Origin of the sequence: Agrobacterium radiobacter (genome assembly GCF_040801995.1) — a bacterium.
Taxonomy (GTDB): domain Bacteria; phylum Pseudomonadota; class Alphaproteobacteria; order Rhizobiales; family Rhizobiaceae; genus Agrobacterium; species Agrobacterium radiobacter.
This window is the reverse complement of sequence record NZ_JBEGHX010000001.1, coordinates 2,109,340-2,134,653: the sequence shown is the minus strand read 5'-3', so window position 1 is coordinate 2,134,653 and position 25,314 is coordinate 2,109,340. Positions and strand designations below refer to the sequence as shown.

Annotated in this window: 23 protein-coding genes and 1 tRNA gene; 8 read left to right on the top strand and 16 right to left on the bottom strand. The window is 59.5% G+C overall.

All coding sequences use genetic code 11. The annotated features are described in order from the left end of the window. Positions 1 to 54 precede the first annotated feature (54 nt). From MRBLRC7O_RS10700 to MRBLRC7O_RS10690, 3 genes are all read left to right on the top strand, one after another. On the top strand, positions 55 to 285 hold the full coding sequence (locus MRBLRC7O_RS10700; RefSeq protein ID WP_080866424.1) for a hypothetical protein: 231 nt from the start codon (positions 55 to 57) through the stop codon (positions 283 to 285). 110 nt (positions 286 to 395) lie between these two features. After that, positions 396 to 1,430: an aspartate-semialdehyde dehydrogenase gene (locus MRBLRC7O_RS10695; RefSeq protein WP_003504038.1), complete on the top strand. Its 1,035-nt coding sequence runs from the start codon at positions 396 to 398 to the stop codon at positions 1,428 to 1,430. 214 nt (positions 1,431 to 1,644) lie between these two features. Continuing rightward, on the top strand, positions 1,645 to 2,460 hold the full coding sequence (locus tag MRBLRC7O_RS10690) for a lytic murein transglycosylase (RefSeq protein WP_080866423.1): 816 nt from the start codon (positions 1,645 to 1,647) through the stop codon (positions 2,458 to 2,460). A gap of 196 nt (positions 2,461 to 2,656) precedes the next feature. Here MRBLRC7O_RS10690 and MRBLRC7O_RS10685 read toward each other — a convergent pair whose 3' ends face one another. Further along, the gene (locus MRBLRC7O_RS10685; protein WP_003504043.1) at positions 2,657 to 3,298 is read right to left on the bottom strand and encodes a carbonic anhydrase; all 642 of its coding nucleotides are present in this window, start codon (positions 3,296 to 3,298) and stop codon (positions 2,657 to 2,659) included. A gap of 174 nt (positions 3,299 to 3,472) precedes the next feature. Then, positions 3,473 to 4,348 carry a pyridoxal kinase PdxY gene (gene pdxY / locus MRBLRC7O_RS10680; protein WP_080866422.1) on the bottom strand — a complete coding sequence of 292 codons (876 nt, stop codon included), beginning with the start codon at positions 4,346 to 4,348 and terminating at the stop codon, positions 3,473 to 3,475. A gap of 224 nt (positions 4,349 to 4,572) precedes the next feature. On the opposite strand from pdxY, the gene MRBLRC7O_RS10675 reads away from it, so the two are divergent. Continuing rightward, the gene (locus tag MRBLRC7O_RS10675) at positions 4,573 to 6,033 is read left to right on the top strand and encodes a phospholipase D-like domain-containing protein (RefSeq protein WP_003504048.1); all 1,461 of its coding nucleotides are present in this window, start codon (positions 4,573 to 4,575) and stop codon (positions 6,031 to 6,033) included. 48 nt (positions 6,034 to 6,081) lie between these two features. Then, complete coding sequence (locus MRBLRC7O_RS10670) at positions 6,082 to 6,927, top strand: endonuclease/exonuclease/phosphatase family protein (protein ID WP_020810175.1); 846 nt, start codon at positions 6,082 to 6,084, stop codon at positions 6,925 to 6,927. A gap of 25 nt (positions 6,928 to 6,952) precedes the next feature. Here the strand turns inward: MRBLRC7O_RS10670 and MRBLRC7O_RS10665 are convergent, their stop codons facing one another. The 4 genes from MRBLRC7O_RS10665 to MRBLRC7O_RS10650 form a co-directional block, all read right to left on the bottom strand. After that, on the bottom strand, positions 6,953 to 7,156 hold the full coding sequence (locus MRBLRC7O_RS10665) for a hypothetical protein (RefSeq protein WP_162690810.1): 204 nt from the start codon (positions 7,154 to 7,156) through the stop codon (positions 6,953 to 6,955). Between the two features lie 292 nt (positions 7,157 to 7,448). Further along, complete coding sequence (locus MRBLRC7O_RS10660) at positions 7,449 to 10,643, bottom strand: efflux RND transporter permease subunit (protein WP_080866420.1); 3,195 nt, start codon at positions 10,641 to 10,643, stop codon at positions 7,449 to 7,451. Positions 10,644 to 10,779: 136 nt separating this feature from the next. Further along, entirely contained in the window at positions 10,780 to 11,970 is a 1,191-nt protein-coding gene (locus tag MRBLRC7O_RS10655) for an efflux RND transporter periplasmic adaptor subunit (protein ID WP_080864148.1), read from the bottom strand. Between the two features lie 55 nt (positions 11,971 to 12,025). Then, positions 12,026 to 12,835, bottom strand: coding sequence for an alpha/beta hydrolase fold domain-containing protein (locus MRBLRC7O_RS10650; RefSeq protein WP_020011674.1), 810 nt, complete (start codon positions 12,833 to 12,835; stop codon positions 12,026 to 12,028). 147 nt (positions 12,836 to 12,982) lie between these two features. On the opposite strand from MRBLRC7O_RS10650, the gene MRBLRC7O_RS10645 reads away from it, so the two are divergent. Then, on the top strand, positions 12,983 to 13,882 hold the full coding sequence (locus MRBLRC7O_RS10645; protein ID WP_003504061.1) for a LysR family transcriptional regulator: 900 nt from the start codon (positions 12,983 to 12,985) through the stop codon (positions 13,880 to 13,882). Positions 13,883 to 13,907: 25 nt separating this feature from the next. On the opposite strand, the gene MRBLRC7O_RS10640 is transcribed toward MRBLRC7O_RS10645, so the two are convergent. Continuing rightward, positions 13,908 to 14,807, bottom strand: coding sequence for a LysR family transcriptional regulator (locus MRBLRC7O_RS10640; protein WP_080866419.1), 900 nt, complete (start codon positions 14,805 to 14,807; stop codon positions 13,908 to 13,910). A gap of 191 nt (positions 14,808 to 14,998) precedes the next feature. Here MRBLRC7O_RS10640 and MRBLRC7O_RS10635 point away from each other — a divergent pair, with 191 nt between their 5' ends. Next, positions 14,999 to 16,180 (top strand): MFS transporter, encoded by a 1,182-nt coding sequence (locus MRBLRC7O_RS10635; RefSeq protein WP_080866418.1) that lies wholly within the window; start codon positions 14,999 to 15,001, stop codon positions 16,178 to 16,180. A 62-nt stretch (positions 16,181 to 16,242) separates the two neighbouring features. After that, a complete protein-coding gene (locus MRBLRC7O_RS10630; protein ID WP_080866417.1) occupies positions 16,243 to 17,076 on the top strand; it encodes an aldo/keto reductase in 834 nt (277 codons plus the stop codon). 219 nt (positions 17,077 to 17,295) lie between these two features. Here the strand turns inward: MRBLRC7O_RS10630 and MRBLRC7O_RS10625 are convergent, their stop codons facing one another. The 9 genes from MRBLRC7O_RS10625 to MRBLRC7O_RS10585 form a co-directional block, all read right to left on the bottom strand. Further along, positions 17,296 to 19,257: a methyl-accepting chemotaxis protein gene (locus MRBLRC7O_RS10625; protein WP_004429888.1), complete on the bottom strand. Its 1,962-nt coding sequence runs from the start codon at positions 19,255 to 19,257 to the stop codon at positions 17,296 to 17,298. Positions 19,258 to 19,570: 313 nt separating this feature from the next. Beyond that, positions 19,571 to 19,645 (bottom strand) — tRNA-Gly (locus MRBLRC7O_RS10620). Positions 19,646 to 19,997: 352 nt separating this feature from the next. Beyond that, on the bottom strand, positions 19,998 to 20,267 hold the full coding sequence (locus MRBLRC7O_RS10615) for a hypothetical protein (RefSeq protein WP_174014737.1): 270 nt from the start codon (positions 20,265 to 20,267) through the stop codon (positions 19,998 to 20,000). A 37-nt stretch (positions 20,268 to 20,304) separates the two neighbouring features. Continuing rightward, on the bottom strand, positions 20,305 to 20,793 hold the full coding sequence (gene dps / locus MRBLRC7O_RS10610; protein WP_004429894.1) for a DNA starvation/stationary phase protection protein Dps: 489 nt from the start codon (positions 20,791 to 20,793) through the stop codon (positions 20,305 to 20,307). A gap of 122 nt (positions 20,794 to 20,915) precedes the next feature. After that, positions 20,916 to 21,674 (bottom strand): iron ABC transporter ATP-binding protein, encoded by a 759-nt coding sequence (locus tag MRBLRC7O_RS10605; RefSeq protein ID WP_004429896.1) that lies wholly within the window; start codon positions 21,672 to 21,674, stop codon positions 20,916 to 20,918. Beyond that, complete coding sequence (locus MRBLRC7O_RS10600; protein WP_004429898.1) at positions 21,671 to 22,639, bottom strand: iron chelate uptake ABC transporter family permease subunit; 969 nt, start codon at positions 22,637 to 22,639, stop codon at positions 21,671 to 21,673. Before MRBLRC7O_RS10600 ends, MRBLRC7O_RS10605 begins: the two co-directional genes overlap by 4 nt. Continuing rightward, positions 22,632 to 23,597: an ABC transporter permease gene (locus MRBLRC7O_RS10595; RefSeq protein WP_004429900.1), complete on the bottom strand. Its 966-nt coding sequence runs from the start codon at positions 23,595 to 23,597 to the stop codon at positions 22,632 to 22,634. The genes MRBLRC7O_RS10600 and MRBLRC7O_RS10595 overlap by 8 nt, the downstream gene beginning before the upstream one ends. Before the next feature lie 149 nt (positions 23,598 to 23,746). Continuing rightward, complete coding sequence (locus MRBLRC7O_RS10590; RefSeq protein ID WP_004429902.1) at positions 23,747 to 24,685, bottom strand: siderophore ABC transporter substrate-binding protein; 939 nt, start codon at positions 24,683 to 24,685, stop codon at positions 23,747 to 23,749. 292 nt (positions 24,686 to 24,977) lie between these two features. Further along, entirely contained in the window at positions 24,978 to 25,238 is a 261-nt protein-coding gene (locus tag MRBLRC7O_RS10585) for a hypothetical protein (RefSeq protein ID WP_004429904.1), read from the bottom strand. Between the last annotated feature and the right edge of the window lie 76 nt (positions 25,239 to 25,314).

Sequence of the window (25,314 nt, the reverse complement as noted above, 5' to 3'; positions counted from 1 at the left end):
AATAAGAGCGATGCTTTCGGATTATGACTTTAGTCTAATGTATAATGTGCAAAAATGTCGCCGGGCGGTTTTGGCCTGCCCGCACCGGATGGCTTGAAACGCGCCTTTTTTCTTGACACAAACAAGAAACCTTCTAATAGCTTCTGGCGAAGAAGGAGCATCACCTTGCACATGCATGTTGCAGACATGTTCGTCATGGAAGGACCGGCACAATCCGCCGGCGATGATCCGCGCCTTTCTTATTCTATCCGAATTACGGCCAAAACGACGATTAAAACCGTCTGACGTCTCTGGCCACCGCTCTCTCCCCGGTTTGGCCGGGGATCGTGGAAGCCGCGATCTAATGCGGGTTCCCACCTCACCAAAAAGAGGAGAGACAGAAAGAGAGCTTGATCATGGGTTTCAAAGTTGCAATTGCAGGCGCCACCGGCAACGTCGGTCGCGAAATGCTCAATATCCTGGCCGAACGCGGTTTTCCCGCCGATGAAGTCGTGCCGCTTGCTTCCGCCCGTTCGCAGGGCACGGAAGTCTCCTATGGCGATCGCACGCTGAAGGTCTCGAACCTCGAAAACTACGATTTTTCCGACACGGATATTTGCCTGATGTCGGCCGGTGGTGATGTGTCCAAGAAGTGGTCGCCGAAGATCGGCCAGCAGGGCTGCGTCGTCATCGATAACTCGTCCGCATGGCGCTACGATCAGGACGTTCCGCTGATCGTTCCCGAAGTCAACGCCGATGCGGTAGCGGGCTTCACCAAGAAGAACATCATTGCCAACCCCAATTGCTCCACGGCACAGCTCGTCGTTGCGCTGAAGCCGCTGCATGACTTCGCCAAGATCAAGCGCGTCGTTGTCTCCACCTACCAGTCCGTTTCCGGCGCCGGCAAGGAAGGCATGGACGAGTTGTTCCAGCAGACCCGCGCCGTCTTCGTGGCCGATCCGGTCGAAACCAAGAAGTTCACCAAGCGTATCGCCTTCAACGTCATTCCGCATATCGATGTCTTCATGGAAGACGGCTATACCAAGGAAGAGTGGAAGGTTCTGGCGGAAACCAAGAAGATGCTCGATCCGAAGATCAAGGTAACCTGCACGGCTGTGCGCGTTCCGGTCTTCATCGGTCATTCGGAATCGGTCAACATCGAGTTCGAAAACGAGATCACCGCCGATCAGGCGCGTGACATCCTGCGCGAAGCGCCAGGTTGCCTCGTCATCGACAAGCATGAAGATGGCGGCTACATCACCCCGGTCGAATCCGCCGGTGAGGACGCAACCTACATCTCGCGTATCCGCGAAGATGCGACGGTTGAAAACGGCCTCAACATCTGGGTTGTTTCGGACAATCTGCGCAAGGGCGCTGCCCTCAATGCCATCCAGATCGCCGAACTCCTGGTCAATCGTGGTCTCATCAAGCCCCGCAAGGCGGCGGCTTGATACGATTTTTTAAGGTTCGTTAAGTATAACCCGTCTGTTCTGTGTGGGGCAGGCGGGTTTTATAATTGGCGAGATCACGGCCAGTTTATTTGCAGGCCTTGCTGTCGAAAGGCAATTTAGGCCGCCAAAAGACAGTTTTGGCACCTGAATCATACAGTATTGACGGTTTGGTTCTCGGGAAAAATTCCCCAAAGGATATCGAAGGCAGATTTTGATGCGGGCAATGAAGGTAATTCTGGCTGGTGTGGCCATGGTTTCGGTTCTGGCAGCGACGCCGGTTATGGCTGCGCAATGCAGCAACACCTCGGCGGGCTTTGATGCCTGGGTCGGCGCCTTCAAGCAGGAAGCAGCGGGCCGCGGCGTCAGCGCCTCGGTGCTTGACCGTGCCTTCTCCGGCGTCTCCTACAACCAGGCGACGATCCGCGCCGATCGCGGTCAGCACAGCTTCAAGCTGTCCTTCGAACAGTTCATGCAGAAGCGCGGTGGTCAGACGATCATTTCACGCGGCAAGACCATGAAGAAGAACAATGCAGCTCTGTTTGCGTCCATCGAACGCGCTTATGGCGTGCCGGCTGGTCCGCTGCTCGCCATCTGGGGCATGGAAACCGGTTTTGGCGGCTTCATGGGCAACCAGCATACGCTTTCCGCCGTTGCGACGCTTTCCTTCGACTGCCGTCGTTCGGATTATTTCACCGAGCAGCTTTATGCGGCGCTGAAGCTCGTTGGCAGCGGCTCGCTGAACGTCAACGCCAAGGGCGCTGCCCATGGTGAAATCGGCCAGACGCAGTTCCTGCCGCTGAACGTCGTGCGCTATGGCGTGGATTTCGACCGCGACGGCCGTATCGATCTCGTCGGCTCGCGCGCCGATGCGCTGGCTTCCACCGCGAACTTCCTCGTCGGCCATGGCTGGCAGCGTGGTGCGGGCTATCAGCAGGGTCAGGTGAACTATGCCGCCATTCAGGGCTGGAACGCTGCAAGCGTCTACCAGCAGGCCATTGCGTTCATCGGCAAGGCGATCGACGGCCAATAAGGCTGTTTCTGCGGACTAAAATTTCGCTTTCGTCATGCCGGACTTGATCCGGCATCCAGCGACGTAGCGTCCGACAGAGGCTTCCCGCATAACCGACGTGATCCTCGGGTCAAGCCCGAGGATGACGAAGGAGAGGTTTGATTGCCGGGCAGATTAATGGCCACCCAGGACGTCTCGCTCTCTCAATCCGCTTCAATCACAGGTCCGGGCGGCGAAAGTCGCCCGTTTTGCTGTCCATCACCCACAATTCTCCGGTCGAAATATCGAACCATGCGCCGTGCAGCTTCACCTTGCCGGCGGTTTCCTGCGCCTTGACGAAGGGGAAGCCGCGCAGATTGGCGATGGAGTTGCGGATGGAAACGCGCTCCAGCGCTGTCTGGCGCTCGGAGGCGGTCATGATGTCGTTGCTCTGGATCTGTTCGGCCGCCGATTTGACCATGTTCATCCATTTACCGATGAAATCGCCGGGTGACAGTGGCTCGAGATTGGGATCGAGTGCTGCCTGAATGCCGCCGCAGCGGCCGTGGCCCATGACGACGATGTCCTTCACCTTCAGAACCTGCACGGCATATTCGATGGCGGCGGAGGTGGCGTGGTACTGTCCATCCGGCTCATAGGGCGGCACCATGTTGGCGACGTTCCGCATGACGAAAAGCTCTCCCGGTCCGCAGTCGAAAATGGTTTCCGGCGCCGAACGGGAGTCACAACAGGCAATGAACAGGGTCTGCGGTTTCTGTCCGGTCTCGGCCAGAACGCGATATCTTTCGCGTTCGTCGACATAACGACCGCTCATGAAGTTCTTGTAGCCGTTGAGAAGGTTTTCCGGAAAATCTTTCATCTATCGCAGTACCGTTGTGCTTGGACCAAGATCAAGAGAAGAACTCGGTGCGTTGAAGACCAATCCTTTGGAGCATTTTCGCTTTTCTTCGAACCGCGAAGCCGCTCCAACTCCTTGTTTCCGCATTTCCAGCCGGAAAACCGGGGGCCACTTTTCCTGGAAATGCTCTAGTCGCTATTTGCGCTTGCTGCGCGAAGGATGCAAGAGATGACGCATCTGCACCATGGCCATGGGTGTGGAGAGACTTGAAGAGTCGGTCTCCAGCGTCAGTTCGTTCATGTCGCGTTTTTTGGTGCGGGCCAGAATTTCGAAGACGCTGGCGGTTGCCAGCTGCAGCGCCTTTTCATCATCGAGACCTTCCAGCAGGCGGGCGAGGAACAGCGCGGACATCAGGTCGCCGAGACCGTTCGGCGCATTTTCGATGGCGCGATGTTCGGCAAGCAGTGCGTGGCGGCCGCTGAGGTAGAGGTTGCCGGTGCCGCCCGTCATCATCGGCACGGCTGAGGTGACCAGCATTTTCGGCGGGCCGAGGGAAAGTGCGGCATCCATGATGGCATTGTTGGTCTCAAGCTCGGCGCCGCTCATCCAGGCCAGTTCATAACGGTTTGGCGTGGCGACCGTGGCAAGCGGGATGAGGTGATCACGGATGGCTTCGGCAGTCTCAAGGGGAATGTAAAGCCCGCCCAGATCGCCCATGACCGGGTCACAGGCATAAATCAGCGACGGGTTCTTTTCCTTCAGATTGCGGATCAGCCTTGCGACGGAGCGCACCTGCGCCGCGCTGCCGAAATAACCGGTCAGGACAGCCTTGACCTCGCCGATCCATTTGGCGGTTTCGAGGTCGGTCATTGCCTTGTCGAAATCGTCGTCCTGAAAGCGCATGCGGGTGGACGGGCCGTGGCCGGGATGCCAGGGCATGACGATGGTGGGCACCGCCCAGACAGGATAACCCAGCGTCTCAAGCGCAAAGACCGCCGCGCGGTTGCCGACGGAGCCACGCATGACATGGCTGGAAATGACGATGACAGCGCCCTGTGTATTTTCCTGCATCACGGCCTTCTTGCTTTCAAACGAGGCAGAAAGCCCGCAAGTGCACCTCGCCCTGCCACTGCCAAAGATCAAGATGCGCTCTCATGACATATCGCAAGGCCGGTTTCCACCGTTAATCCCGCAAGGGTCTGTCCCGCAAAAGCATGGCGCGGTCAGGTTCTTTGTCTCTGCCAGCGTTTCCTGCGTGTCATTGCGGGATTGCCGAAGTACTCTATAGTTGTACCATGCTTGATCTCGTCATTGCCTATTGGCCGCATATCCTTGCCGTTCTCTCGATTTTGATGGGAACCGTGGCGGCCGTGCATGCCACGATGACGAAGGAGGAGGTCCGCTCCGCGCTTGGCTGGGTCGGTGTTATCGTTCTGTCGCCCATCGTCGGTGCGGTCATCTATGCGATTGCCGGCATCAACCGCATCCGCCGGTCCAATATCACGCAGAAGCGGTCCTTCATGCTGGACGAGATCATGGATCGCGTGGCGCGTCTGGATGCGAGCGGGGACATGATCGCCGCGCGCTTCGGACGGCGTTTCGAGGCGATGAAGACGCTGGGCGACCGGGTGACGCGCCATGCGTTGACGACAGGCAATGGTATCGAGCCGCTTGTGACCGGAGACGCGGCCTATGCCGCCATGCTGGAGGCGATCGGGGAGGCGAAGCGGTCGATCATTCTCGAAACATATATTTTCGACAATGACCGGATCGGCGCCCGTTTTGTCGCGGCGCTCGAAAGGGCGAAGTTTCGCGGCGTGGAGGTGCGTGTGCTGGTGGATGCGGTGGGCGCGCGTTATTCCGTGCCGAGCATCCTGCCGACGCTCAGGGAAAAGGGCATCGTCTGCGATGTCTTCAACGGCAATGTCATCATGGGGCTGCGGCTGCCCTATGCCAATCTGCGCACCCACCGCAAGATCCTCGTGGTGGACGGGCGCATTGCATTTAGCGGCGGCATGAATATCCGCGAGGGGTTCACGCTGGAATTTGGCGGCGAAAGCCAGTCGCACGACACGCATTTCAAGATCACCGGACCGGTGGTATCGGATTTTTTCTCCATCGCGGCGGAGGACTGGCGCTTCACGACAAAGGAGCTTCTGGATGCGCCGGTCTGGGATATCGCCATTCCCGACGGCGTGCCGGGCTCGCAGATCGTCGCCCGCGTCTGCTCCTCGGGGCCGGACAGGAGCATCGAGACCAGTCACAAGATGCTGATGGGGGCATTTTCCGTCGCCCGTTCCTCCATTCTCATCATGTCGCCCTATTTTCTCCCCGATCGGGAGCTTATTTCGGCGCTCATTACCGCAGCAAGGCGGGGGGTCGTGGTGGATATCATCGTGCCGAAAAGCAACAATCTGGTGCTTGTGGACAGGGCGATGACGGCGCAATTCGACCAGATGCTGAAGAATTATTGCCGCATCTGGCGGGCGACGGGGGCTTTCAACCATTCCAAGCTTCTGGTGATCGACGGGCGCTGGAGCTACATCGGTTCTTCCAATCTCGATCCGCGTTCTTTGCGGTTGAACTTTGAGATCGATCTCGAAGTTATGGATGAGGAATTCGCAGCAACGATCGGGGAGCGCATCCGGGATGCACGTGCGACCGCCTTGCCCGTGCGGCTCAGCGAACTGAATGCGCGGCCATTCGTTGTCCGTTTTGTGGAGCGTGTCCTGTGGCTCGCTTCGCCTTATCTTTAGAGTGCGGTGTGTCCGACAGGCGCAGCGCGAGACCGGAGGCATAAACGCGTGAAAAAGAACGGTTTGCTGGAGGATGAAAAAACGGCTTTGACGAAAAACACCAGCCTGTCCGCTTTCGTCATGCAGTCGCTGCGCGACCGCCGTCAGCGGCAGAGTGCGGCGCCGGCGACGAAAGACCATTCCTTCCCGGTCATCGCCTCCTACAATGTGCATAAATGCGTTGGTCGTGACCGCAAGTTCGATCCCGATCGAACCAGCCGCGTCATTCAGGAAATCGGCGCTGACATCATCGCGCTTCAGGAGGCGGATAGCCGTTTCGGCGAACGCACCGGCCTGCTTGATCTCGCCCGGCTGGAGCGGGAAAGCGGCCTCATCCCAGTGCCGGTGCTGGCCGGTGTGAAGGCCCATGGCTGGCACGGCAATGTCGTCCTGTTCAAGGAAGGCGCCGTCAGGGATGTGCATACGCTGAAATTGCCGGGGCTGGAGCCGCGCGGCGCGCTCGTCGTGGAACTGGATCTGAAAAGCGGCGGCACGCTGCGGGTCATCGCCGCCCATTTCGGCCTTCTCAGGCATTCCCGCGCCCAGCAGGCGAAAGCGCTGATCGGCCTTCTGGAAGCGCGCAACGAATGTGCGACCATTCTCATGGGAGACCTGAATGAATGGCGTCTCGGCAACGGTTCGTCGCTCAATACGTTCCGGGATGCTTTCGGCGCCCTGCCGCCGGCGGTGCCGAGTTTTCCGTCCAACCTGCCGGTGCTGGCGCTCGACAGGATCATCGCCAATCGAAAAGGGCTGATCGAGCAGGTGGAGGCGCATGACAGCGCGCTGGCGCGTATCGCCTCGGACCATCTGCCGCTGAAGGCCGCGGTTCGGACCGACCTGCTTCCGGTCTAAGCCGCTGCGATATCAGGCGCAGCGTTCAGAGCCGGTGCGCTGCCGTCAGATGGCTGCGAAAACGTGCCTCAAGCAACGATGTTCGAATGGCCTCCATCAGCCGCTCGCGATTGTTCTTGGTCTTGCCCCTGTCCAGGTTCTGCGCGGAAAGCGCCAGATCCAGACCTTCATGCATCACTATCGAATAGGCAACGGTCGCTGCCCAGCTTTCGTAGTCCTGCTCCATCATGTAGCCCCTGAACTAAATCATTTAGTCCGAATCACCCTGTTCTTGGAAATTACCACAAAATACAAAGCATAAAATAGCACTGTTTCTTGCGGTTCTCTTCGTGTGATGGCTCTATATTGATTTTCGACAGTTTTAAAGCGGGGCAATATAGCCGTATTTGCCACTTAAGCATTTGAATCTGATTCTATTTCAGGATGGTTGCATAGACGTTCCCGCCCATGAAAAACGCCGCGCATCCGGGGGGATGCGCGGCGGGCTTGCGTCGAAGGTGGCGGTGGATGGGAGTATGGTCTCAGCCGGCCTTTTCGAGCTTGTAGTCCGAATTGGCCGGTTCTTCCTGCTTGTGCTGGATGAGCGGGCGGTTGCCCGACAGCTTGCGCACCAGCACGTAGAAGACCGGTGTCATGAAGATGCCGAAGAACGTCACGCCGATCATGCCGGAGAAGACAGCGACACCCATGGCCGCGCGCATTTCGGCACCCGCACCTGTCGAGACGACCAGCGGCACCACGCCCATGATGAAGGCGAGCGAGGTCATCAGGATCGGGCGAAGGCGAAGCCGGCTTGCCTCGACCGCCGCCTGAAGCGGCGTTCGTCCCTCGAATTCCAGCTCGCGGGCGAATTCCACGATCAGGATCGCGTTCTTCGCCGACAAGCCCACAAGGACGACAAGGCCGATCTGCGTAAAGATGTTGTTATCCCCTCCCGTCAGCCAGACGCCGGTCAGGGCCGCGAGCACACCGAGTGGCACGATCAGAATGATCGCGATCGGCAATGTGAGGCTTTCATATTGCGCAGCCAGCACGAGGTAAACCAAGAGCAGCGCCAGCGGGAAGACCACGATGCTGGAGTTGCCGGCCAGAATCTGCTGGTAGGTCAGGTCCGTCCATTCGTAGTCAATCCCGGCCGGCAGGTTCTCCGCGAGGATTTTCTCCATCGCCGCCTGCGCCTGTCCAGAGGAATAGCCCGGTGCCGGACCGCCGTTGATATCGGCTGCAAGGAAGCCGTTATAACGGTTGGTGCGTTCCGGTCCCGTCGTCGCATCCACCTTCAGCAGCGTCGAAAGCGGGATCATCTGACCCGTTGCGGAGCGAACCTTCAGGCGGCCGATATCTTCCGCATGGGCGCGGAACTGCGCATCCGCCTGCACACGCACGCTGTATGTCCGCCCGAAGGCGTTGAAGTCGTTGACATAGAGCGAACCCAGATAGATCTGCAGCGTCTGGAAGACGTCGCTGACCGAAACGCCCAGCTGCTCGGCCTTGGCGCGATCGAGATCGGCGAAGAGCTGCGGCACGTTGATCTGGAAGCTGGAGAAGATGCCCGCCAGCTCCGGCGTCTGGTATGCCTTGGCGATCACGGCTTTCGCCGCTTCGTCAAGCGTCTGGTAGCCGTAACCGGCGCGGTCCTCGATCTGCAGCTTGAAGCCGCCCGTCTGGCCGAGACCGTTGACCGGCGGCGGCGGGAACATGGCGATGAAGGCATCCTGAATGCCCGCATATTTCTGGTTCAGCTGCATGGCGATGGCGCCGCCGGACAGTTCCGGTGTCTTGCGCTTTTCGAAGTCATCGAGAACCGCAAAGACGATGCCGGAATTGGAGCCGATGGTGAAGCCGTTGATCGACAGGCCGGGGAAGGCGATGGCGTGGCTGACGCCGGGTGTTTCGAGCGCAATGTCGCTCATCCGCTTGATAACGCTTTCGGTGCGGTCGAGCGTTGCTCCATCCGGAAGCTGGGCGAAGCCGATGAGATATTGCTTGTCCTGCGCCGGCACGAAGCCGCTCGGAACTGTCGTGAACATGCCGTAGGTTGCCGCAACCAGCGCCATATAGACCAGCATCACCAGGCTCTTGCGCGTCACCAGCCCGCCCACGGTCTTGCCGTAGCCATTGGAGGCGGCGCCGAAGGCGCGGTTGAAGCCGCGGAAGAACCAGCCGAAAATCCGGTCCATGAAGCGGGTCAGCCAGTCTTTCGGTGCACCATGTTCCTTGAGCAGCAGCGCCGCAAGAGCGGGTGACAACGTCAGCGAATTGATCGCCGAAATGACGGTGGAGATGGCGATGGTCAGTGCGAACTGCCGGTAGAACTGGCCGGACAGGCCGGAGATGAAGGCAAGCGGCACGAAAACCGCGACCAGCACCAGCGCAATCGCAATGATCGGTCCGGACACTTCGCGCATCGCCTTATAGGTGGCGTCACGCGGCGAGAGCCCGTTTTCGATGTTTCGTTCGACGTTTTCGACGACCACGATCGCGTCATCCACCACGATGCCGATGGCGAGCACAAGCCCGAACAGCGTTAGCGCGTTGATGGAAAACCCGAAAGCATACATGACGGCGAAGGTGCCGATGATCGAGACCGGAACGGCGATCAGCGGAATGATCGATGCGCGCCATGTCTGCAGGAAGAGGATGACCACAAGCACCACGAGGCCAACGGCCTCGAGGAGTGTATCGACAACCTTCTCGATGGAGGAGCGCACGAATTTCGTCGTGTCGTAGACGATCTCGTATTTTACGCCATCAGGCATTGCCAGCTGCAGATTGTCCATGGTGGCGCGGACATTATCGGCGATTTCGATGGCGTTGGAGCCGGGAGCCTGGAGAACTGCCACAGCCACGGCGGGTTCACCGTCGAGCAGCGAGCGCAGCGTGTAATCGGCAGCACCGAGTTCAATGCGGGCGACATCGCGCAGGCGGGTGATTTCGCCGTTGGCGCCGCTCTTGACGATGATGTTGCCGAATTCTTCCGGCGTCGTCAGACGGCCCTGGGCATTGACGTTGAGCTGCAGGTCGACGCCGTTGGGGCTCGGCGAAGCGCCGATGACACCGGCTGCCGCCTGTACGTTCTGCTGGCGGATGGCGTCGGAGACGTCGCTGGCAGCCAGATCGTGTTCGGCGACCTTCTGCGGATCGAGCCAGACGCGCATGGAATAGTCACCTGCGCCGAAGACCTGCACCTGGCCCACGCCTTCGATGCGGGCGAGGCGATCCTTGACGTTCAGCGTTGCGTAGTTACGCAGGTAGGTGATGTCATAGGCGTCGGTTTTCGACACCAGATTGACGACCATGATGAAGTCGGGCGAGCTCTTGACCGTCGTGATGCCGAGTGCGCGGACTTCCGCCGGCAGGCGCGGTTCGGCCTGCGAAACGCGGTTCTGCACCAGCTGCTGCGCCTTGTCGGGGTCGGTACCGAGCTTGAAGGTCACGGTCAACGTCAGCACGCCGTCGGATGTCGCCTGACTGCCCATATAGAGCATGCCTTCGACACCGTTGATCTGTTCTTCAAGCGGCGTGGCGACGGTTTCAGCGATAACGGCCGGGTTCGCACCCGGATAGGTGGCGCGGACGACGACGGATGGCGGAACGACTTCCGGATATTCGGAAATCGGCAGGGCGCGCATGCCAAGAAGGCCTGCCACCACAATCAGGATCGACAGAACGCCGGCGAATACCGGCCTGTCGACAAAAAATCTGGAAATATTCATATCCAGTCCCTCTCCGGGTATATTTTGGAATGCAAAGGCCGTTCCGGCGGCTTTTCTGCCGCCGGTGAAGGCCGGTTCTGTCTGAAGGGGCGTCTCGCGGGAGGGCGGGACGCTTATTGATCAAAAAGGCGGTTACTTACTGCGAGGCAGCAACCTTGTCCTCCGCCTGTGGTGCGATGGTTGCACCGGGGCGAATGCGCTGCAGGCCGTTGACGACGATCGTATCACCGGCGGCAAGGCCGCTGTCGATGATGCGCTGGCCATCAGCCGGTGCACCCGGCTTGATCTGGCGGTAGCTCACCTTGTTTTCGGCATCGACCACGAAGACGAAACGCTTGTCCTGATCCGTGCCGATGGCGCGGTCGCTGATGACGATGCGGTTTTCCGGCTTCGGTTCGCCCATGCGCACCCGCACGAACTGGCCCGGAATGAGCCTGCCGTCCGGATTGTCGAAGATGGCGCGGACACCGATGGTGCCGCTTGCCGAATCCACCTGGTTGTCGATCAGGTGCAGGGTGCCCTTGATCGGCGTGCCCTCATCCGAAAGCGTGCCGATTTCGACAGGGATCTGTTCGAGAGCGGGCAGGGCGCCATCGGTTTTCGGCAGTTCGGCAAGCGCCTTCGCAACCGTGCCTTCGCTGGCGTTGAAGCTGGCATAGATCGGGTTGACCGATACCAGCGTCGTCAGTGCAGGCGAGGTCGAGCCGGCGGCGACGAGGTTGCCGGCGGTGATTTCGATGCGGCCGACCCTGCCGGAAACCGGTGCGATGATTTCGGTATAACCGAGATCAAGCTGGGCCGTGGTCAGTGCTGCGCGGGCGGCGCGAAGCTGGGCTTCGGCATCCGCAAACGAGCTCTGGCGCTGGTCGAGATCGCTCTGGGAGATGGTGCGGTTGTCGGAAAGCCTGCGGCCACGGTCGAGTTCCGTCTTCGCCAGGCTGACCTTGGCTTCGGCGGAAGCGACCTGTCCTTCAGCGCCTGCAACGGCAGCCTGATAGGGGGCCGGATCGATGGTGAAGAGGGGATCGCCTTCCTTCACCAGCGCGCCTTCGCGGAAATGCACGGCCTTGATCTGGCCGGCGACGCGGGAGCGGATCTGCACCCGGTCAACGGCTTCGAGACGGCCGGAAAATTCTTCCCAGCGCATCACGTCACGGCTTTCCACCTTGGCGACGGTAACCGGGATCGCTGGTGTTTCAGCCGGGGTGGAAGCGGCCGTTGCATCGCGGCTGGTGGGGAGGTCGAAAAACAATGCTGCGGCTGCAACGGACATAGCCAGCCCGATACCGGCACCCGTCAGGGCCCGGCGCTTGGTGTTCAGCGTCATGGGTTTCTCCTTGGCTCGGATCAGGAGCCGGTCAGTTTCTCAATAAATGCGGTATTCAGTGTTTCAACTGGTCAACGAAGGTCTTGAATTCCGAACAGACGGATGAGACCCATCCGCCGCCCTCTCCTTGATAGAGCCCCGTCCAGCCGACGCCGGCGGGAAAAACATGCTGCCGGACGCTGACGCCTGAGGCGATGAGGCGGTCTGCATAATTGACCGTTTCGTCGCGCAGAGGGTCGTCCTCGGCCGTAAAGATCAGCGCCGGCGCCACCCGGTTCAGCCGCGTGCACTGGCAGGGCGCGGCATAGGGGTGGAAGAACCCGCACGCCTTGGCAAGGTAATGGCTCCAGCCATCGGCCCAACGCTGGCGCATGCCGATCCTGTCCGCGTCGCGGAAGGATTCCGTCGTCATCATCGGGTCGATCATGGGCGACAGAAGAATCTGGCCTGCGAGCTTGCCCGGCATGCGGTCACGGGCCTTCAAGGCAAGCCCCGCCGCCACATTGCCGCCTGCTTCTTCGCCGGCCACAAACAGCAGCGATTTCGCGCCGCCATAGTGCTTGCGATCCCGGCTCAGATGATCGAGCGCCTCATAGGCGCAGTCGATCACCATCGGAAACTCGTTGCCGGACGGCTTGCTGTAATCGGCTTCCACGACCACTGCACCGCTTTCCGCAAGCGCGCGGGCCACCGGAAGCTCGGGGCAATTGCCGCCCGGCTCGAGGCCGGGTTCCAGAAAGGATCCGCCGCGCAGATAAAGCACGACAGGCGGATGGCTGCAGAGGCAGGAACCTTCATAACGGCGCACGGAGAGCTTCGGCGCGGACGCCTCGCTGCTGCCGATGTTTTCCCAATGCGCGTTCATGACTCCAGATCCTTTGCGCCGCCACCAATAGGCGGATCGTATTGCAAAATCTGAAATCCATATTATTGTTCGGATCGAAACGATCAAGCATGCAAATTTGAAAACACTATTCCGAAATCACGGATAATCATATCTCCGAGGCAGTGAATGGATCAGCTCTCCGCCATGCGGGTTTTTACGCGAGTTGTGGAAACCGGCAATTTCAGCCGCGCCGCCACCGCGCTGAACATGCCGAAAACCACTGTCACCAACATGGTGCAGGCGCTTGAGGCGCATTTGCACACCACACTTCTCAACCGCACCACGCGCCGGGTGATGCTGACAACGGACGGCGCTCTCTATTATGAGCGGGCCTCACAGATTTTATCGGAAATCGAAGAACTTGACGGCAGCATGTCCAGCGCACAGGTGCAGCCATCCGGCCGGTTGCGGGTGGAAATGGCCGGTGTCTTCGCGGACCTGGTGGTTATCCCACATCTTTGCGAATTTTACCAGCGTTATCCGCATATCCGTCTCGATCTCGGTGTCGGCGACCGTCTGGTCGATTATATAGCGGAGAATGTCGACTGTGCGCTGCGCGTCGGCGTGCTGCGCGATCAGTCGCTGATTGCCCGAAAAGTGGGCGAACTCCGGTTCGAAACATTCGCCTCGCCATCCTACATCGAAAACTTCGGCATGCCGCGAGAACCGGAGGATCTGGAGAAGGATCATTATTCGGTGGGCTACCTCAATGCCACCACCGGCCAGATCATGCCGGCATCCTTCGACAATGGTGTGCGCAGCGTTGAACTGACCCCGAACTATGTCGTCTCGGTCAATGACAGCCGTACCTATCTCAACGCGGCACTGGCCGGCATGGGCATCGTGCAGCTTCCCGTCTTCATGGTGAGGGATGCGCTTTCGCGGGGTGAACTGGTACCGGTGCTTTCCGAATGGCGGCGCGAGGCCATGCCGATCTATGTGGTCTATCCACAAACCCGGCATGTGACCAACAAGGTCCGCGTTTTCGTCGACTGGCTGGCAAAGCTCGTTCACGGCCTGGTGTGAGACGGCCAATCATCTTCCGGCCCAATCAGCGCCCGACCCTTGTGGCGAGGAAATCGATGAAGGCGCGCACGCGGGCGGCGAGATGCTCGTGGCCGGCATAAACCGCATGGATTACCTCCATGTCCTCGGCATTATAGTCCTCAAGGACAGGGACGAGCAGGCCGGCCTTGATATCGGGTTCGATATGAAATTCCCCGACCCTTCCTAGTCCGAGACCCGTGAGGCAGAGCCTGCGCATCGCCATGCCGCTATTGACCGATGCATTGCCGGTGATGGGGAAGCGATACACCTCCGTCGATCCGGGATCGCGGAAGGGCCATTCGTTGAGGCTGCGGCTGAAATTGAAGCTCAGGCAATTGTGCTGCGCCAGATCCTGCGGTTTTTCCGGCATGCCGCGTTTTTCGATATAGGCAGGGGAGGCGACGATGACGCGGCGGACTTCTTTCAGCTTTCTTGCCTTCAGGGATGAATCGCCCATGGCGCCGGAGCGGATCGCAATATCGGTGCGTTCCTCGATCAGGCTGATGACGCCATCGGTAAGCGAGATATCCAGCTCGATCTCCGGATAAAGCGACAGAAACTCCGGTGCAAGCGGCAGGAGATAACGTTCCCCGAAGCCCAGCGTCGCGTTGACGCGCAGCAGGCCGTGCGGCACCACCTTGCCGCCGCTCGCCACGATCTGCTCCGTTTCAGTGATGTCGGCGAGAATGCGCCTTGCCCGCGCCAGATAGACTTCGCCCTCCGGTGTGAGCGTGACAAGCCGGGTGGAGCGGGCCAGCAGTCGCGTGCCGAGGCGGTCTTCGATGCGTGTGACAAGCTTGCTCACCGCCGAGGGGGAAAGCTTCAGCCTGCGTCCGGCCGCGGAAAAGCTGCCGAGTTCCGCCGCTGCCACGAAGACTTCCATTTCTCCGGCCCTGTTGTCCATCGCCTCACCATCTGTGAAATCAATTCAAAGGCGTTTATCCGATCTTGCCGATTATCATGCAAGTCCCCTTCGCCCATATTGCATCCATAGATTTGATCCAACCGGACAGCGCCGCTGTCCAAATGATCCAAACCGACAGTCCTGCTGTCCAGAACGCCCGCGATCCCGCTCCGGGCGGAGAGGTAGTCATCATGCCATTGGCCATATTTGCCCTGACGATCGCGGCCTATGCGATCGGAACAACGGAATTTGTCATCGTCGGCCTGCTGCCGACGGTTGCCAACGATCTTCACATCACCCTGCCGCTGGCCGGTCTCATCGTCAGCGTCTACGCGCTTGGCGTCACCTTCGGCGCGCCGATCCTGACAGCGCTGACCGGCCGGATCGAAAGAAAGCCGCTGCTGCTCGGCCTCATGGCCCTGTTCATCGTCGGCAACAGCGCTGCGGCCCTGTCGCCGAGCTATGAGATGCTGCTCGTCGCCCGGGTCATTGCCGCCTTCGCCCATGGCGTCTTCTTCTCGGTCGGCTCCACCATCGCCGCCGATCTCGTGCCGGAAAACCGCCGCGCCTCGGCCATCGCCATGATGTTCATGGGGCTGACGGTCGCCATCGTCACCGGGGTTCCGCTCGGCACCTATATCGGGCAGGTCTTCGGCTGGCGCGCAACCTTCTGGGCTGTTGCCGCCCTTGGCGTGATTGCCTTCCTGGGCATCGCCACGCTTCTGCCGAACACGCTCAAGAAAGCGCCGCCGGCAAGCCTCTTCGATCAGGTCCGCGTTCTCGGTTCCGGCCGCCTGCTCATCGTTTTCGCCATGACCGCGCTCGGTTACGGCGGCACCTTCGTCGCCTTCACCTTCCTTGCGCCGATCCTGCAGGATGTGACCGGCTTTTCGGAAAAGAGCGTCAGCCTGATCCTCGTGCTCTATGGCATCGCCATTGCGGCCGGCAATATTGGCGGCGGCAGGATCGCCAACCATAACCCGGCCAAGGCGCTGATCGGTCTCTTCCTCGCGCAAGCCATCGTGCTGCTAGTCTTCTCCTTCACGGCCTTCTCGCCGGTGTTGACGCTCATCACGCTTGCCGCGCTCGGTTTCCTGTCTTTCGCCAATGTTCCCGGCCTGCAGCTTTATGTCGTGCAGCTTGCCAAGGAACACCGTCCCGGCGCGGTCGATGTCGCCTCGGCGCTCAATATCGCCGCCTTCAATCTCGGCATCGCGATTGGCGCATGGCTTGGCGGTCTGGTGGTGGAATCGCCGATGGGCCTTGCTGCAACGCCCTGGGTCGGCGCCATCCTCGTCGCCATCGCCCTGCTTTTGACCCTCTGGAGCAGCGCGCTCGACCGCCGTGCCGCGCTGACGCTGAAAACCGCCTGAGCTTTTCGCAAAATTCCCGGCCATGTCCCAGGCTGGCCGGGCAACCTCAAAGGAGAAAATATATGTTTGATGTCACCGCAAATGGCGCTTCGATCCCGGCGCTCGGCTTCGGCACCTTCCGCATTCCCGGCCCCGATGTCCTGCGCATCGTTCCGCATGCGCTGAAGGCCGGTTTCCGTCATATCGATACCGCCCAGATCTATGGCAACGAAGCCGAGGTCGGCGAAGCCATTGCTGCTTCGGGCATTGCACGCGGCGAGGTGTTTCTCACCACCAAGGTCTGGGTCGAGAACTACAAGCACGAGGCCTTCCTCGCCTCCGTCGATGAAAGCCTGAAAAAGCTGAAGACCGACTATGTCGACCTGCTGCTGCTGCATTGGCCGAACGACGCGGTCTCGCTCGCCGAACAGATCGGAGCGCTGAACGAGGTGAGGCAAGCCGGCAAGGTGCGCCATATCGGCGTCTCCAACTTCAATACGGCGCTGATGGCCGAGGCGGTGAAGCTTTCCAAGGCTCCGATCGTGACCAACCAGATCGAATACCACCCCTATATCGATCAGGATGTGGTTATCGCTGCCGCCAAGGCTGCCGGCATGTCGGTAACGGGCTATTACGGCATGGCCGATGGCAAGGTCTTTGCCGACCCGGTGCTGAACGAGATCGCCGCAGGCCGAGGCAAGTCGGTGGCGCAGGTGGTGCTGCGCTGGCTCGTGCAGCAGCAGGGTGTCGTCGCCCTGTCGAAAACGGTCAGCGAAGCCCGTGTCGATGAAAATCTCGCCATCTTCGATTTCGAGCTTTCGGCCGATGAAATGGCGGCGATCCATGCGCTCGCCAAGCAGGATGGCCGCATTGTCTCGCCGGATGGGCTCGCGCCTGAGTGGGACGAGGCTGCCTGATTATCAGGGCCGGCATGGGAACTCCTAGTGCCGTCACCCCGGATTTGATCCGGGGTCCAGTGCGATCAAGTCATTGATCGTGGAAGATTCTTTTCATGGCACCGACGCGCCATGGCTGGATGCCGGGTCAAGCCCGGCATGACGGAGGAGGTTTTCAACCTTTGTCACCAACTTCAAGACACCCGGATAATGATCCGGGTGTCTTTTGAGCGGGTGGGATCAGAATTCGGCCCAGCTCTGCTCTTTTGACGCGGTCGATACGCCGAGTGCCGCGGCCACCTGGCCCATCATGCGCCGTGCCGGCGATGGTCTCGGCTGGGCATTGTCCGCAACGCGCAGCTGCGTCGATGGCTGATGGGCGTTTCGGGTTTTGCGGGCGGTTGCGGCGGTGCCGTCGAGCCTGAACTGGCCGATGATTTCGCGGAGCGTCTCGGCATCGCCGGCAAGCGATGTGCTGGAGGCCTTGGCCCTTTCGACCATCGCGGCATTCTGCTGCGTCACCTGATCCATCTGGTTGACCGCGCTGTTGACCTCGGCCAAGCCGACCGACTGCTCCCTTGCGGAGGTTGCGATGGCGTCGAGCTGCGTATTGATGGCGATGACGTGACCTTCAATGACCTTCAGGGCATCGCCCGTGGCGGTCACGAGTTTGACGCCGTTTTGAACCTCGTCGGCGGAGTTGCGGATAAGCTCCTTGATTTCCTTGGCCGCCTGCGCCGAACGCTGCGCCAGCTCACGCACTTCCTGCGCGACAACCGCAAAACCTTTGCCCGCCTCACCCGCGCGGGCTGCCTCGACCCCTGCATTGAGCGCCAGAAGGTTGGTCTGGAACGCAATCTCGTCGATGACGCCGATGATGTTGGAAATCTGGCTTGAGGAGCTCTCGATGCGCTTCATGGCGTCAACCGCATTTGCGACGACCTGACCGGAGGTTTGCGCCGATCGGTTCGCCTCCACCGCCACGCTTCGCGCCTCTTCCGTGCGCTTCGTCGAATTGCTGACGTTGCTGGTGATCTGGTCGAGCGCGGCGGCTGTTTCCTCCAGCGAAGCGGCCTGTGTTTCGGTACGGTGCGACAGGTCTCCCGCACTCGAATTCAGTTCCTGCGAGCCGCCATCGATCGTCGCCGTGACCTCGGCAACCGAGAGCAATGTCTTGTTCAACTGACCGACGGCCATATTGAAGTCCGCCCGCAGGCTTTCGAAATCCGCCGCGAAAGGCGTCGTCAGCTGATAGGAGAGGTCGCCGTCGGCCATATGCTTCAGGCCGCCTGCCAGACCGCTTGTCGCCTCCGCCATTTCCGCCGCGCGCCTGCGGTCTATATCGGCGGCCCTTTGACGGTCCGCTTCGGACTGGTCGCGCACCTGGGCCGCATCCGCTTCCAGCCGGCGGGCCTTCAGCTCGTTGTCCTTGAAGATCTGCACGGCCTTGGCCATGGTGCCGACCTCATCGCGCCGGTCCGTTCCGTCGATGTTGGCGGAAAGGTCGCCATTGGCAAGCCTCTGCATGGTGCCGGCAAGCCCCTGCATCGGCGTGACAAGCCAGGTGCGGATCGCGAAATATCCGGCGACGACCACCGTAAGGAAACCGAGGATGACCGCTACGACCGTAATCAGCGCGGTCTGGTCGCTCGTCTCCGTCAGAGCGCCGCTCTCCGTGTCGTTGCGGGTTGTGATTTCCGTGGCGATCTGCGTCAGTTTCGCGCCGATCCTGGCGAAGACCGGCTGGCATTCCATGCCGAATGCCTTTTGCGATGCCAGTGCCTCCTCCACGTTCGATGCGGTGCGGCCCAGATTCCAGGCATTCTTGCACGTAATATTGTAGAGTCTCAGCGCTTCGTCCTTGAGTGCGGGCAGACGGCTGTCACCGGGGACCGAGGCGATGGCTTTATCCAGCAAATGGGCAAATTCCCCACGCGTGGCCTTTGCCTCGACTTCGGCGGCGGCATTGCCCTCTTCCGTAAAGGCAATCATCATATCGGCCAAAGCGGCGCGTCCGTTCAACAAGGCATGGTTTGCCAGTGCCAGGTTGAGGGCTGCCGCGCTGTCATGCTCGATAAGGTCGCTATAGCTCTTGTCGATTGTCTTGATCTGCACTGCGGAATAAGCCGCGATCAAGATTGCGCAAATGCCGAACAGCGCAAATACCGTCAGGAATTTTCCAACGACAGGAATATTTCTCATGGCAACAACTCCGATAGGAAATTGATCCCTTCATGGGTTCTGTGTCGGCATCATGCACTTTGATGGGGAATTATATACTTGGCAAATTAAGAAATAATTATGTATTATTAGCGGATATGTATTTAATATTCATTTTTACTTTGAATAAATTATGTAAAAGTAATGAATAATACTTTGATGGCGTGAGGTGATCAGTGGCATCTTCCGGCCTCTGTTCAACGCGCAATGCGGCTGAACGCCATGCCTGTGGCACAGCCAATCATGGTGCAGAGCTGAAATTCTTTTTTGATAGTTCTGTATCTGCTGGGAAAACTGGAGCGGGCGAAGGGATTTGAACCCTCGACCCCAACCTTGGCAAGGTTGTGCTCTACCCCTGAGCTACACCCGCTCAAATCCACCGGTCCGGGGTAGTTCGCTGAACCGTGGGCCACCGAAGCGGCGACGGGTGCTATATCGCTCAATCGTTTTTGGAATGCAACAGTTTCTTTTGCGGTTTCGGTGGAAATCCACGCGGCTGCACGTTTTTCCGCAGTGCAAGGGCGGCCGGGAACCGAAACAAGAGCGCGCCAGGGAGAAGATGTTGTTTCGATTGGGTTTTATCTCCTTCCCGCAGAATATGGCGGTGGAGGAGGCCAGAAAATAACCTATTTACATTTGGTTAAAATCTGATTCGACAAGTGATTCGTTCGGGTGTACAAATTTGATGTCCACGAAAAAAAGAAACGATACTTGGCATATCATCAGGAGGATGAGCCTTGTCGTACGCAGCTTTTGAACGGGTTGGCGCACAATTGTCGCCGGAGCAGATTACCGATCTGCAGAATATTTTCGATGGCGTATGTTTCGAGTGTTTTCAAGATCGCAGTAGCCACGTTGCCAATGAGTGCGCAGCGGTTCTTATCCGCAGCGCCCAGCGGGGCATTCTCGATCACGAGATGCTGCGGGACATCGGGCTTGCCGTTCTGCGGCGCCACTGACGCTTGAATACGAGAAAAAAGCGCCCGGATCATCCGGGCGCTTTGTTGTTGGGGTGGCGGATTTTTCCGCTCAGCTCTTTTCCTGCACATGCGCTTCCAGGAACCAAAGCGACTTGTCGAGATCGCGCGAGGCGGCGGTGAAGATGTCGGCCGTCGTCGGATCACCGGCCTCGTCTGAATCGTCGATGGCCTTGCGGATCATGTTCGCCACGTCGCCATAACGCTCGATCAGCGCATCCAGATGGTCGTGGATCTTGTAGATATCGGTCGGATAGGCCTTGAGCTTGGTCGTCGAGGAGACGGATTGCAGGCTGCCAAGCGCCGTGCCGCCAAGCTGGACGACGCGCTCGGCAATCGTGTCGCCGTGATTGTCGAGTTGTGTGCGGAACGTATCGAGAAGTTCATGGACGGCGATGAATTGCGGGCCCTTGAGGTTCCAGTGCGCCTGCTTGGTGATGAGCGCAAGGTCGATGACGGAAGCGAGCGATTCATTCAGAATGCCGATTACGGTCGACTTGGCGTTGGAAGGCAGGTCGTTCTTCGTCTTGTGCGTCTTCATCGATGTCTCCTGAAGTTGCGGACGGAATGCCGCTTTGGAAAAGTCCGTCGTTTAACGTCCGGGCCTGTGGCCCTGTTCCATGCTAAGCACTGGGACAGTAAAAATCCTGCACAATCATCATGTCATTCGTAAAACAGGCAGATGCGCCGGCCGTCTATCTCATTGACGCGGATCGGCATGTCGTAGATTTCCTGGAGAATCTCGGGGCGGATGATCTCTTCTGCAGGTCCGTGATGGCAGATGCGGCCCTCGCGCATGGCGATGATCGTGTCGGAATACCAGGAGGCGAAGTTGATGTCGTGCAGCACCAGAACCACGGTCTTTTTCAGCTCGTCGGCGGCCTTGCGCATGATCTTCATCATGCTGGAGGCGTGTTTCATGTCGAGATTGTTGAGCGGTTCGTCGAGCAGCACATAATCCGTATCCTGACACAGCACCATGGCCACGAAGGCGCGCTGGCGCTGGCCGCCGGAAAGCTCATCCAGAAACCGCCCGGCCAAGGGTTCGAGATGCAGATATTCCAACGCCCGGTCGATATGGACCTTGTCCTCGATGGTGGGGCGGCCCTTTGAATAGGGGTAGCGGCCGAAACCGACGAGGTCGCGCACCGTCAGGCGCGAGGAGATGTGGTTGTCCTGCCGCAGGATAGAAAGCCGCTTCGCCAGCGTGTCGGAAGCGGTTTTCGTGACATCGAGCCCGTCGACCGTGACGGTCCCGGCATCCATCGACATCAGCCGCGCCACGATGGAAAGCAGCGTCGATTTTCCCGCCCCGTTCGGCCCGATGATGGAGGTGACGCCGCCTGCCGGAATGGAGACGGAGACGCCGTCTATCACAACCGTGTCGCCATAGGATTTGCTGATCTGATTGGCGATGATCATCGCGCACCTCGTTTCAGAATAAGACCGATAAAGACGATGCCGCCCAGAAATTCGATGATGATCGAGAGCGCCGTATCGAAGGCGAATATCCGCTCCAGCACCACCTGACCGCCCACGAGGCAGATCACGGCGATGAGGATCGCGGCCGGCAGCACATATGCGTGCTTGCCATTGCCGGTGAGATAATGGGCAAGGGCCGCAACCAGCAGCCCGAAGAACATGACCGGGCCGACAAGCGCGGTGGAGACGGCAACGAGCACGGAGACCAGAACGAGGATGATGGTGACCGTGCGCTTGTATTCGACGCCGAGGCTGATGGCCGTCGCACGGCCGAGCGAGAGGACATCGAGCGTGTGCATGAGCCTCAGCCCGATGATGGTCACCACGCCGATGATAACGGCGGAGACCATGAGAAGCGTCGGATCGATAGAATTGAAGCTGGCGAACAGCACGTCCTGCAGCACCGTATACTCATTGGGGTCGAGCACGCGCTGCATGAAGCCCGAGAGGCTGCGGAAAAACACGCCGAAGACGATGCCGACCAGTACGAGAAGATGCAGGCTGCGTTCCGCGCCGACGAACAGCCAGCGATAGAGCAGGGCGGAAAAGGCGACGAGCAGCCCGGTTTCGACGAGAAACTTCAGTTGCGGATCGATCATCACGACGGTTGCCGAGCCGAAGACGAAAATCAGCCCCGTCTGCATCAGCACGTAAAGCGAATCGAAGCCCATGACCGAAGGGGTGAGGATGCGATTATTGGTGACCGTCTGGAACAGTACGGTGGAGACCGCGATGGCATAGGCCACCAGCAACAGCGACAGAAGCTTGATGCCGCGAAACGGCAGCACGAAGCTCCAGCTTCCCTTTGCGCCGAGCGTCATGAAGGCGGCCATGGAGATGAGCGCGAATGCCGCAAGCACGAGCAGAACGGTTTTTGCGCGCCTTTCGGGGTTTCTCTCACGCATGGTGGCGTTTCCGCAGCAGGAGATAAAGGAACAGCACGCTGCCGATGACGCCGACCACGGTTCCGATCGGTATTTCATAAGGCGCGCGCACGGTTCGGCCGATGATGTCGCAGGAGAGAACGAAGACTGCGCCAAGCGTCGCTACCCATGGAACCGAGCGGCGCATATTGTCGCCGATCATCAGGCTGACGACGTTCGGCACGATCAGCCCGAGAAAGGGGATCATGCCGACGGTGACGACGACAACGGCGCTGACCAGCGAGACGATGGTGAGGCCGAGCGCCATCACCCGGCGATAGTTGAGGCCGAGATTGGTGGTGAAGTCGCGCCCCATGCCAGCCACCGTAAACCGGTCCGCGGCGAGATAGGCGGCAATGGCGAAGAGGAAACCGACCCAGAGCAATTCATAGCGGCCGCGCAGCACGCCGGAAAAATCCCCCGTCATCCATGCGCCGAGCGATTGCAAGAGATCGAAACGATAAGCGAAGAAGGTGGTGACGGCGGAGATGACGCCGCCCAGCATGATGCCGATCAGCGGCACCAGCAGCACGTCCCGCAATGGCACTTGTCTCAGGATACGCAGGAACAGCGCGGTGCCGGCGAGCGCGAAAACGGCGGCCACCAGCATCTTGCCGAAGATCGGCGTGTCGGGTGCAATCAGGGTGACGGTGAGCAGGCCGAGACCGGCGGATTCGGTGGTGCCCGCCGTCGAAGGCTCCACGAAACGGTTGCGCACCAGCATCTGCATGATGAGACCGGCAATCGCCATCGAGCTTCCGGCCAGTATCAGCGCCAGCGTGCGCGGAATGCGGCTGACGAGCAGCACGCGCAGTGCATCCGTGCTTGTGTCAGGTGCAAAAAGCGTAGCCAGCGAAACGTTGCTCACACCGACGAACAGGCTGACGATTGCGAGTGTCAGCGCCAGAAGAAGGGCAAGGATGAGAGACAGGGATTTCACGTTGGTGGTTTTTCGAAAATAGCGAAAGCTCCCGGTGGCTTGGCAGGCTGCCGAAACAGGCGTCCGACCTCTCCTTGGTCATACTCGGGTCAAGCCCGAGGATGACGGGGAGTGTGGAGCAGCCTTCAGGAGCGGATGCCCAGCAATTTTTACGACTTCTTCTCGGAAACGGCCTTGTAGACCTGATCGAGCAGGGTGGTGAGCGCGGTATAACCGCTGCTGACGATATAGGCGGCCTGCGGGTCGAGATAGACGATCTGCTTTTTCTTCCACGCATTGGTCTGGTGCACCAGCTCGTTATCCAGCACCTGCGCGGCTGCCTTGCCCGGATCGGTGGCGCGGCCGATGCCGGCATCGCGGTCGATCACGAACAGCCATTCGGGGTTGACCTCGGCCAGATATTCGAAGGACACGACGTCGCCGCGGTCGAAGCGGTCGTCAATATCGGCGGCGACCGGCTTGAAGCCGATTTCGGTGTGCAGCCAGCCGGTGCGCGAGGTTGGACCGTAAACGCCGACCTTGCCGGCATTGGTGACGAGGATCATCGCCGTGCCGGAGTTGGGAGCGATCTCCTTCAGCTTCGCGACCTTCTCATCGATGACGGCATCCAGCTTCTTTGCTTCTTCCTGCTTGCCGAAGATATCGCCGAGCTTGGTGATGTTGCCTTTGACGCTGTTGATGAATTCCTTGGAATCGATCGACATGTCGATGGCGGGCGTGATCTTCGCAACGTCAGGATATTTCGCCCGCGAACGGCCGCCGACGATGACGAGATCGGCTTCCGCCGCATTGATAGCCTCGTAGTCGGGTTCGAACAGCGTGCCGACCTTCAGATATTTGCCGTCGGCATATTTCTGCAGGTAGGTCGGCAGGTTGGAGCCGACGACGCCTGTTGGCTCGACGCCGAGCGCATCGAGATTGTCGAGCGAGGGAATATCGAGAACCAGAACCTTCTTCGGCGCCGCCTTCAGCACGGTCTCGCCCTGCGCGTGCTTGATCGTCATTTCCTCAGCGCCCGCAGTCATCGCGCCAAGGCTGAAGGCCGCTGCCGCCAGCAGTCGAACGGGGAAGGTGAAGTTGATGGCCACTTATATGTCCCTTGCAATATGGTTCTGAACCGGCGGAAGTGCTCCCGCAGGGTTAACTTGATGTTCGCTATCAGCTTTATTGGCAAGGTATGCGGAAATCAAAAATATGTTTTAGAACGGTTCTGAATTGCGGTGAGCGGGAAATGTGGGGACAGTGAAACATTTGCTCAAACCTCTTCCCGGTCATCCTCGGGTCAAGCCCGAGGATGACGTTGAGGGTGAGGAGAGGCCGGGGCCAATGTCGTGGGTGCCCTTTTATCCGTCTGTGTTTTACCCATCACGATAGCCGCGCTCACTCTGGCGGCCAGTCACCAACGATTTCGCGTCTCTCCAGCTTCAGGGAGCGGTCTGGCTGTATTCGGTATGTCTCAATTGCCAGCCGTCCGTCGCCCATGACGAATTCATTACTGAGCGTGCTGCCGATGGGAGATTTGGTCAATTTGGTGCGGGGCTGTCCGCCATAGGTGATGCTGCCGGGAATGGGCTCCACGTCGGGTGCGGCGGTGGCGCAGCCGGCGAGGGCCAGAACCATCAAGATCGCGATCTTGCGCATGTTTTTCTCCTGCGTTTGGAGCGGAATCATATCATGGCCGCGTCTGCGCCACACATCCCGTTGGTGTGAATAAAAA

Bases quoted from the DNA above. Each gene is read 5' to 3' on its own strand.
- MRBLRC7O_RS10700 (WP_080866424.1), top strand. From the start codon at position 55: ATGTCGCCGGGCGGTTTTGGCCTGCCCGCACCGGATGGCTTGAAACGC.
- MRBLRC7O_RS10695 (WP_003504038.1), top strand. From the start codon at position 396: ATGGGTTTCAAAGTTGCAATTGCAGGCGCCACCGGCAACGTCGGTCGC.
- MRBLRC7O_RS10690 (WP_080866423.1), top strand. From the start codon at position 1,645: ATGCGGGCAATGAAGGTAATTCTGGCTGGTGTGGCCATGGTTTCGGTT.
- MRBLRC7O_RS10685 (WP_003504043.1), bottom strand. From the start codon at position 3,298: ATGAAAGATTTTCCGGAAAACCTTCTCAACGGCTACAAGAACTTCATG.
- pdxY (WP_080866422.1), bottom strand. From the start codon at position 4,348: ATGCAGGAAAATACACAGGGCGCTGTCATCGTCATTTCCAGCCATGTC.
- MRBLRC7O_RS10675 (WP_003504048.1), top strand. From the start codon at position 4,573: ATGCTTGATCTCGTCATTGCCTATTGGCCGCATATCCTTGCCGTTCTC.
- MRBLRC7O_RS10665 (WP_162690810.1), bottom strand. From the start codon at position 7,156: ATGATGGAGCAGGACTACGAAAGCTGGGCAGCGACCGTTGCCTATTCG.
- MRBLRC7O_RS10660 (WP_080866420.1), bottom strand. From the start codon at position 10,643: ATGAATATTTCCAGATTTTTTGTCGACAGGCCGGTATTCGCCGGCGTT.
- MRBLRC7O_RS10655 (WP_080864148.1), bottom strand. From the start codon at position 11,970: ATGACGCTGAACACCAAGCGCCGGGCCCTGACGGGTGCCGGTATCGGG.
- MRBLRC7O_RS10650 (WP_020011674.1), bottom strand. From the start codon at position 12,835: ATGAACGCGCATTGGGAAAACATCGGCAGCAGCGAGGCGTCCGCGCCG.
- MRBLRC7O_RS10645 (WP_003504061.1), top strand. From the start codon at position 12,983: ATGGATCAGCTCTCCGCCATGCGGGTTTTTACGCGAGTTGTGGAAACC.
- MRBLRC7O_RS10640 (WP_080866419.1), bottom strand. From the start codon at position 14,807: ATGGACAACAGGGCCGGAGAAATGGAAGTCTTCGTGGCAGCGGCGGAA.
- MRBLRC7O_RS10635 (WP_080866418.1), top strand. From the start codon at position 14,999: ATGCCATTGGCCATATTTGCCCTGACGATCGCGGCCTATGCGATCGGA.
- MRBLRC7O_RS10630 (WP_080866417.1), top strand. From the start codon at position 16,243: ATGTTTGATGTCACCGCAAATGGCGCTTCGATCCCGGCGCTCGGCTTC.
- MRBLRC7O_RS10625 (WP_004429888.1), bottom strand. From the start codon at position 19,257: ATGAGAAATATTCCTGTCGTTGGAAAATTCCTGACGGTATTTGCGCTG.
- MRBLRC7O_RS10615 (WP_174014737.1), bottom strand. From the start codon at position 20,267: ATGATCCGGGCGCTTTTTTCTCGTATTCAAGCGTCAGTGGCGCCGCAG.
- dps (WP_004429894.1), bottom strand. From the start codon at position 20,793: ATGAAGACGCACAAGACGAAGAACGACCTGCCTTCCAACGCCAAGTCG.
- MRBLRC7O_RS10605 (WP_004429896.1), bottom strand. From the start codon at position 21,674: ATGATCATCGCCAATCAGATCAGCAAATCCTATGGCGACACGGTTGTG.
- MRBLRC7O_RS10600 (WP_004429898.1), bottom strand. From the start codon at position 22,639: ATGCGTGAGAGAAACCCCGAAAGGCGCGCAAAAACCGTTCTGCTCGTG.
- MRBLRC7O_RS10585 (WP_004429904.1), bottom strand. From the start codon at position 25,238: ATGCGCAAGATCGCGATCTTGATGGTTCTGGCCCTCGCCGGCTGCGCC.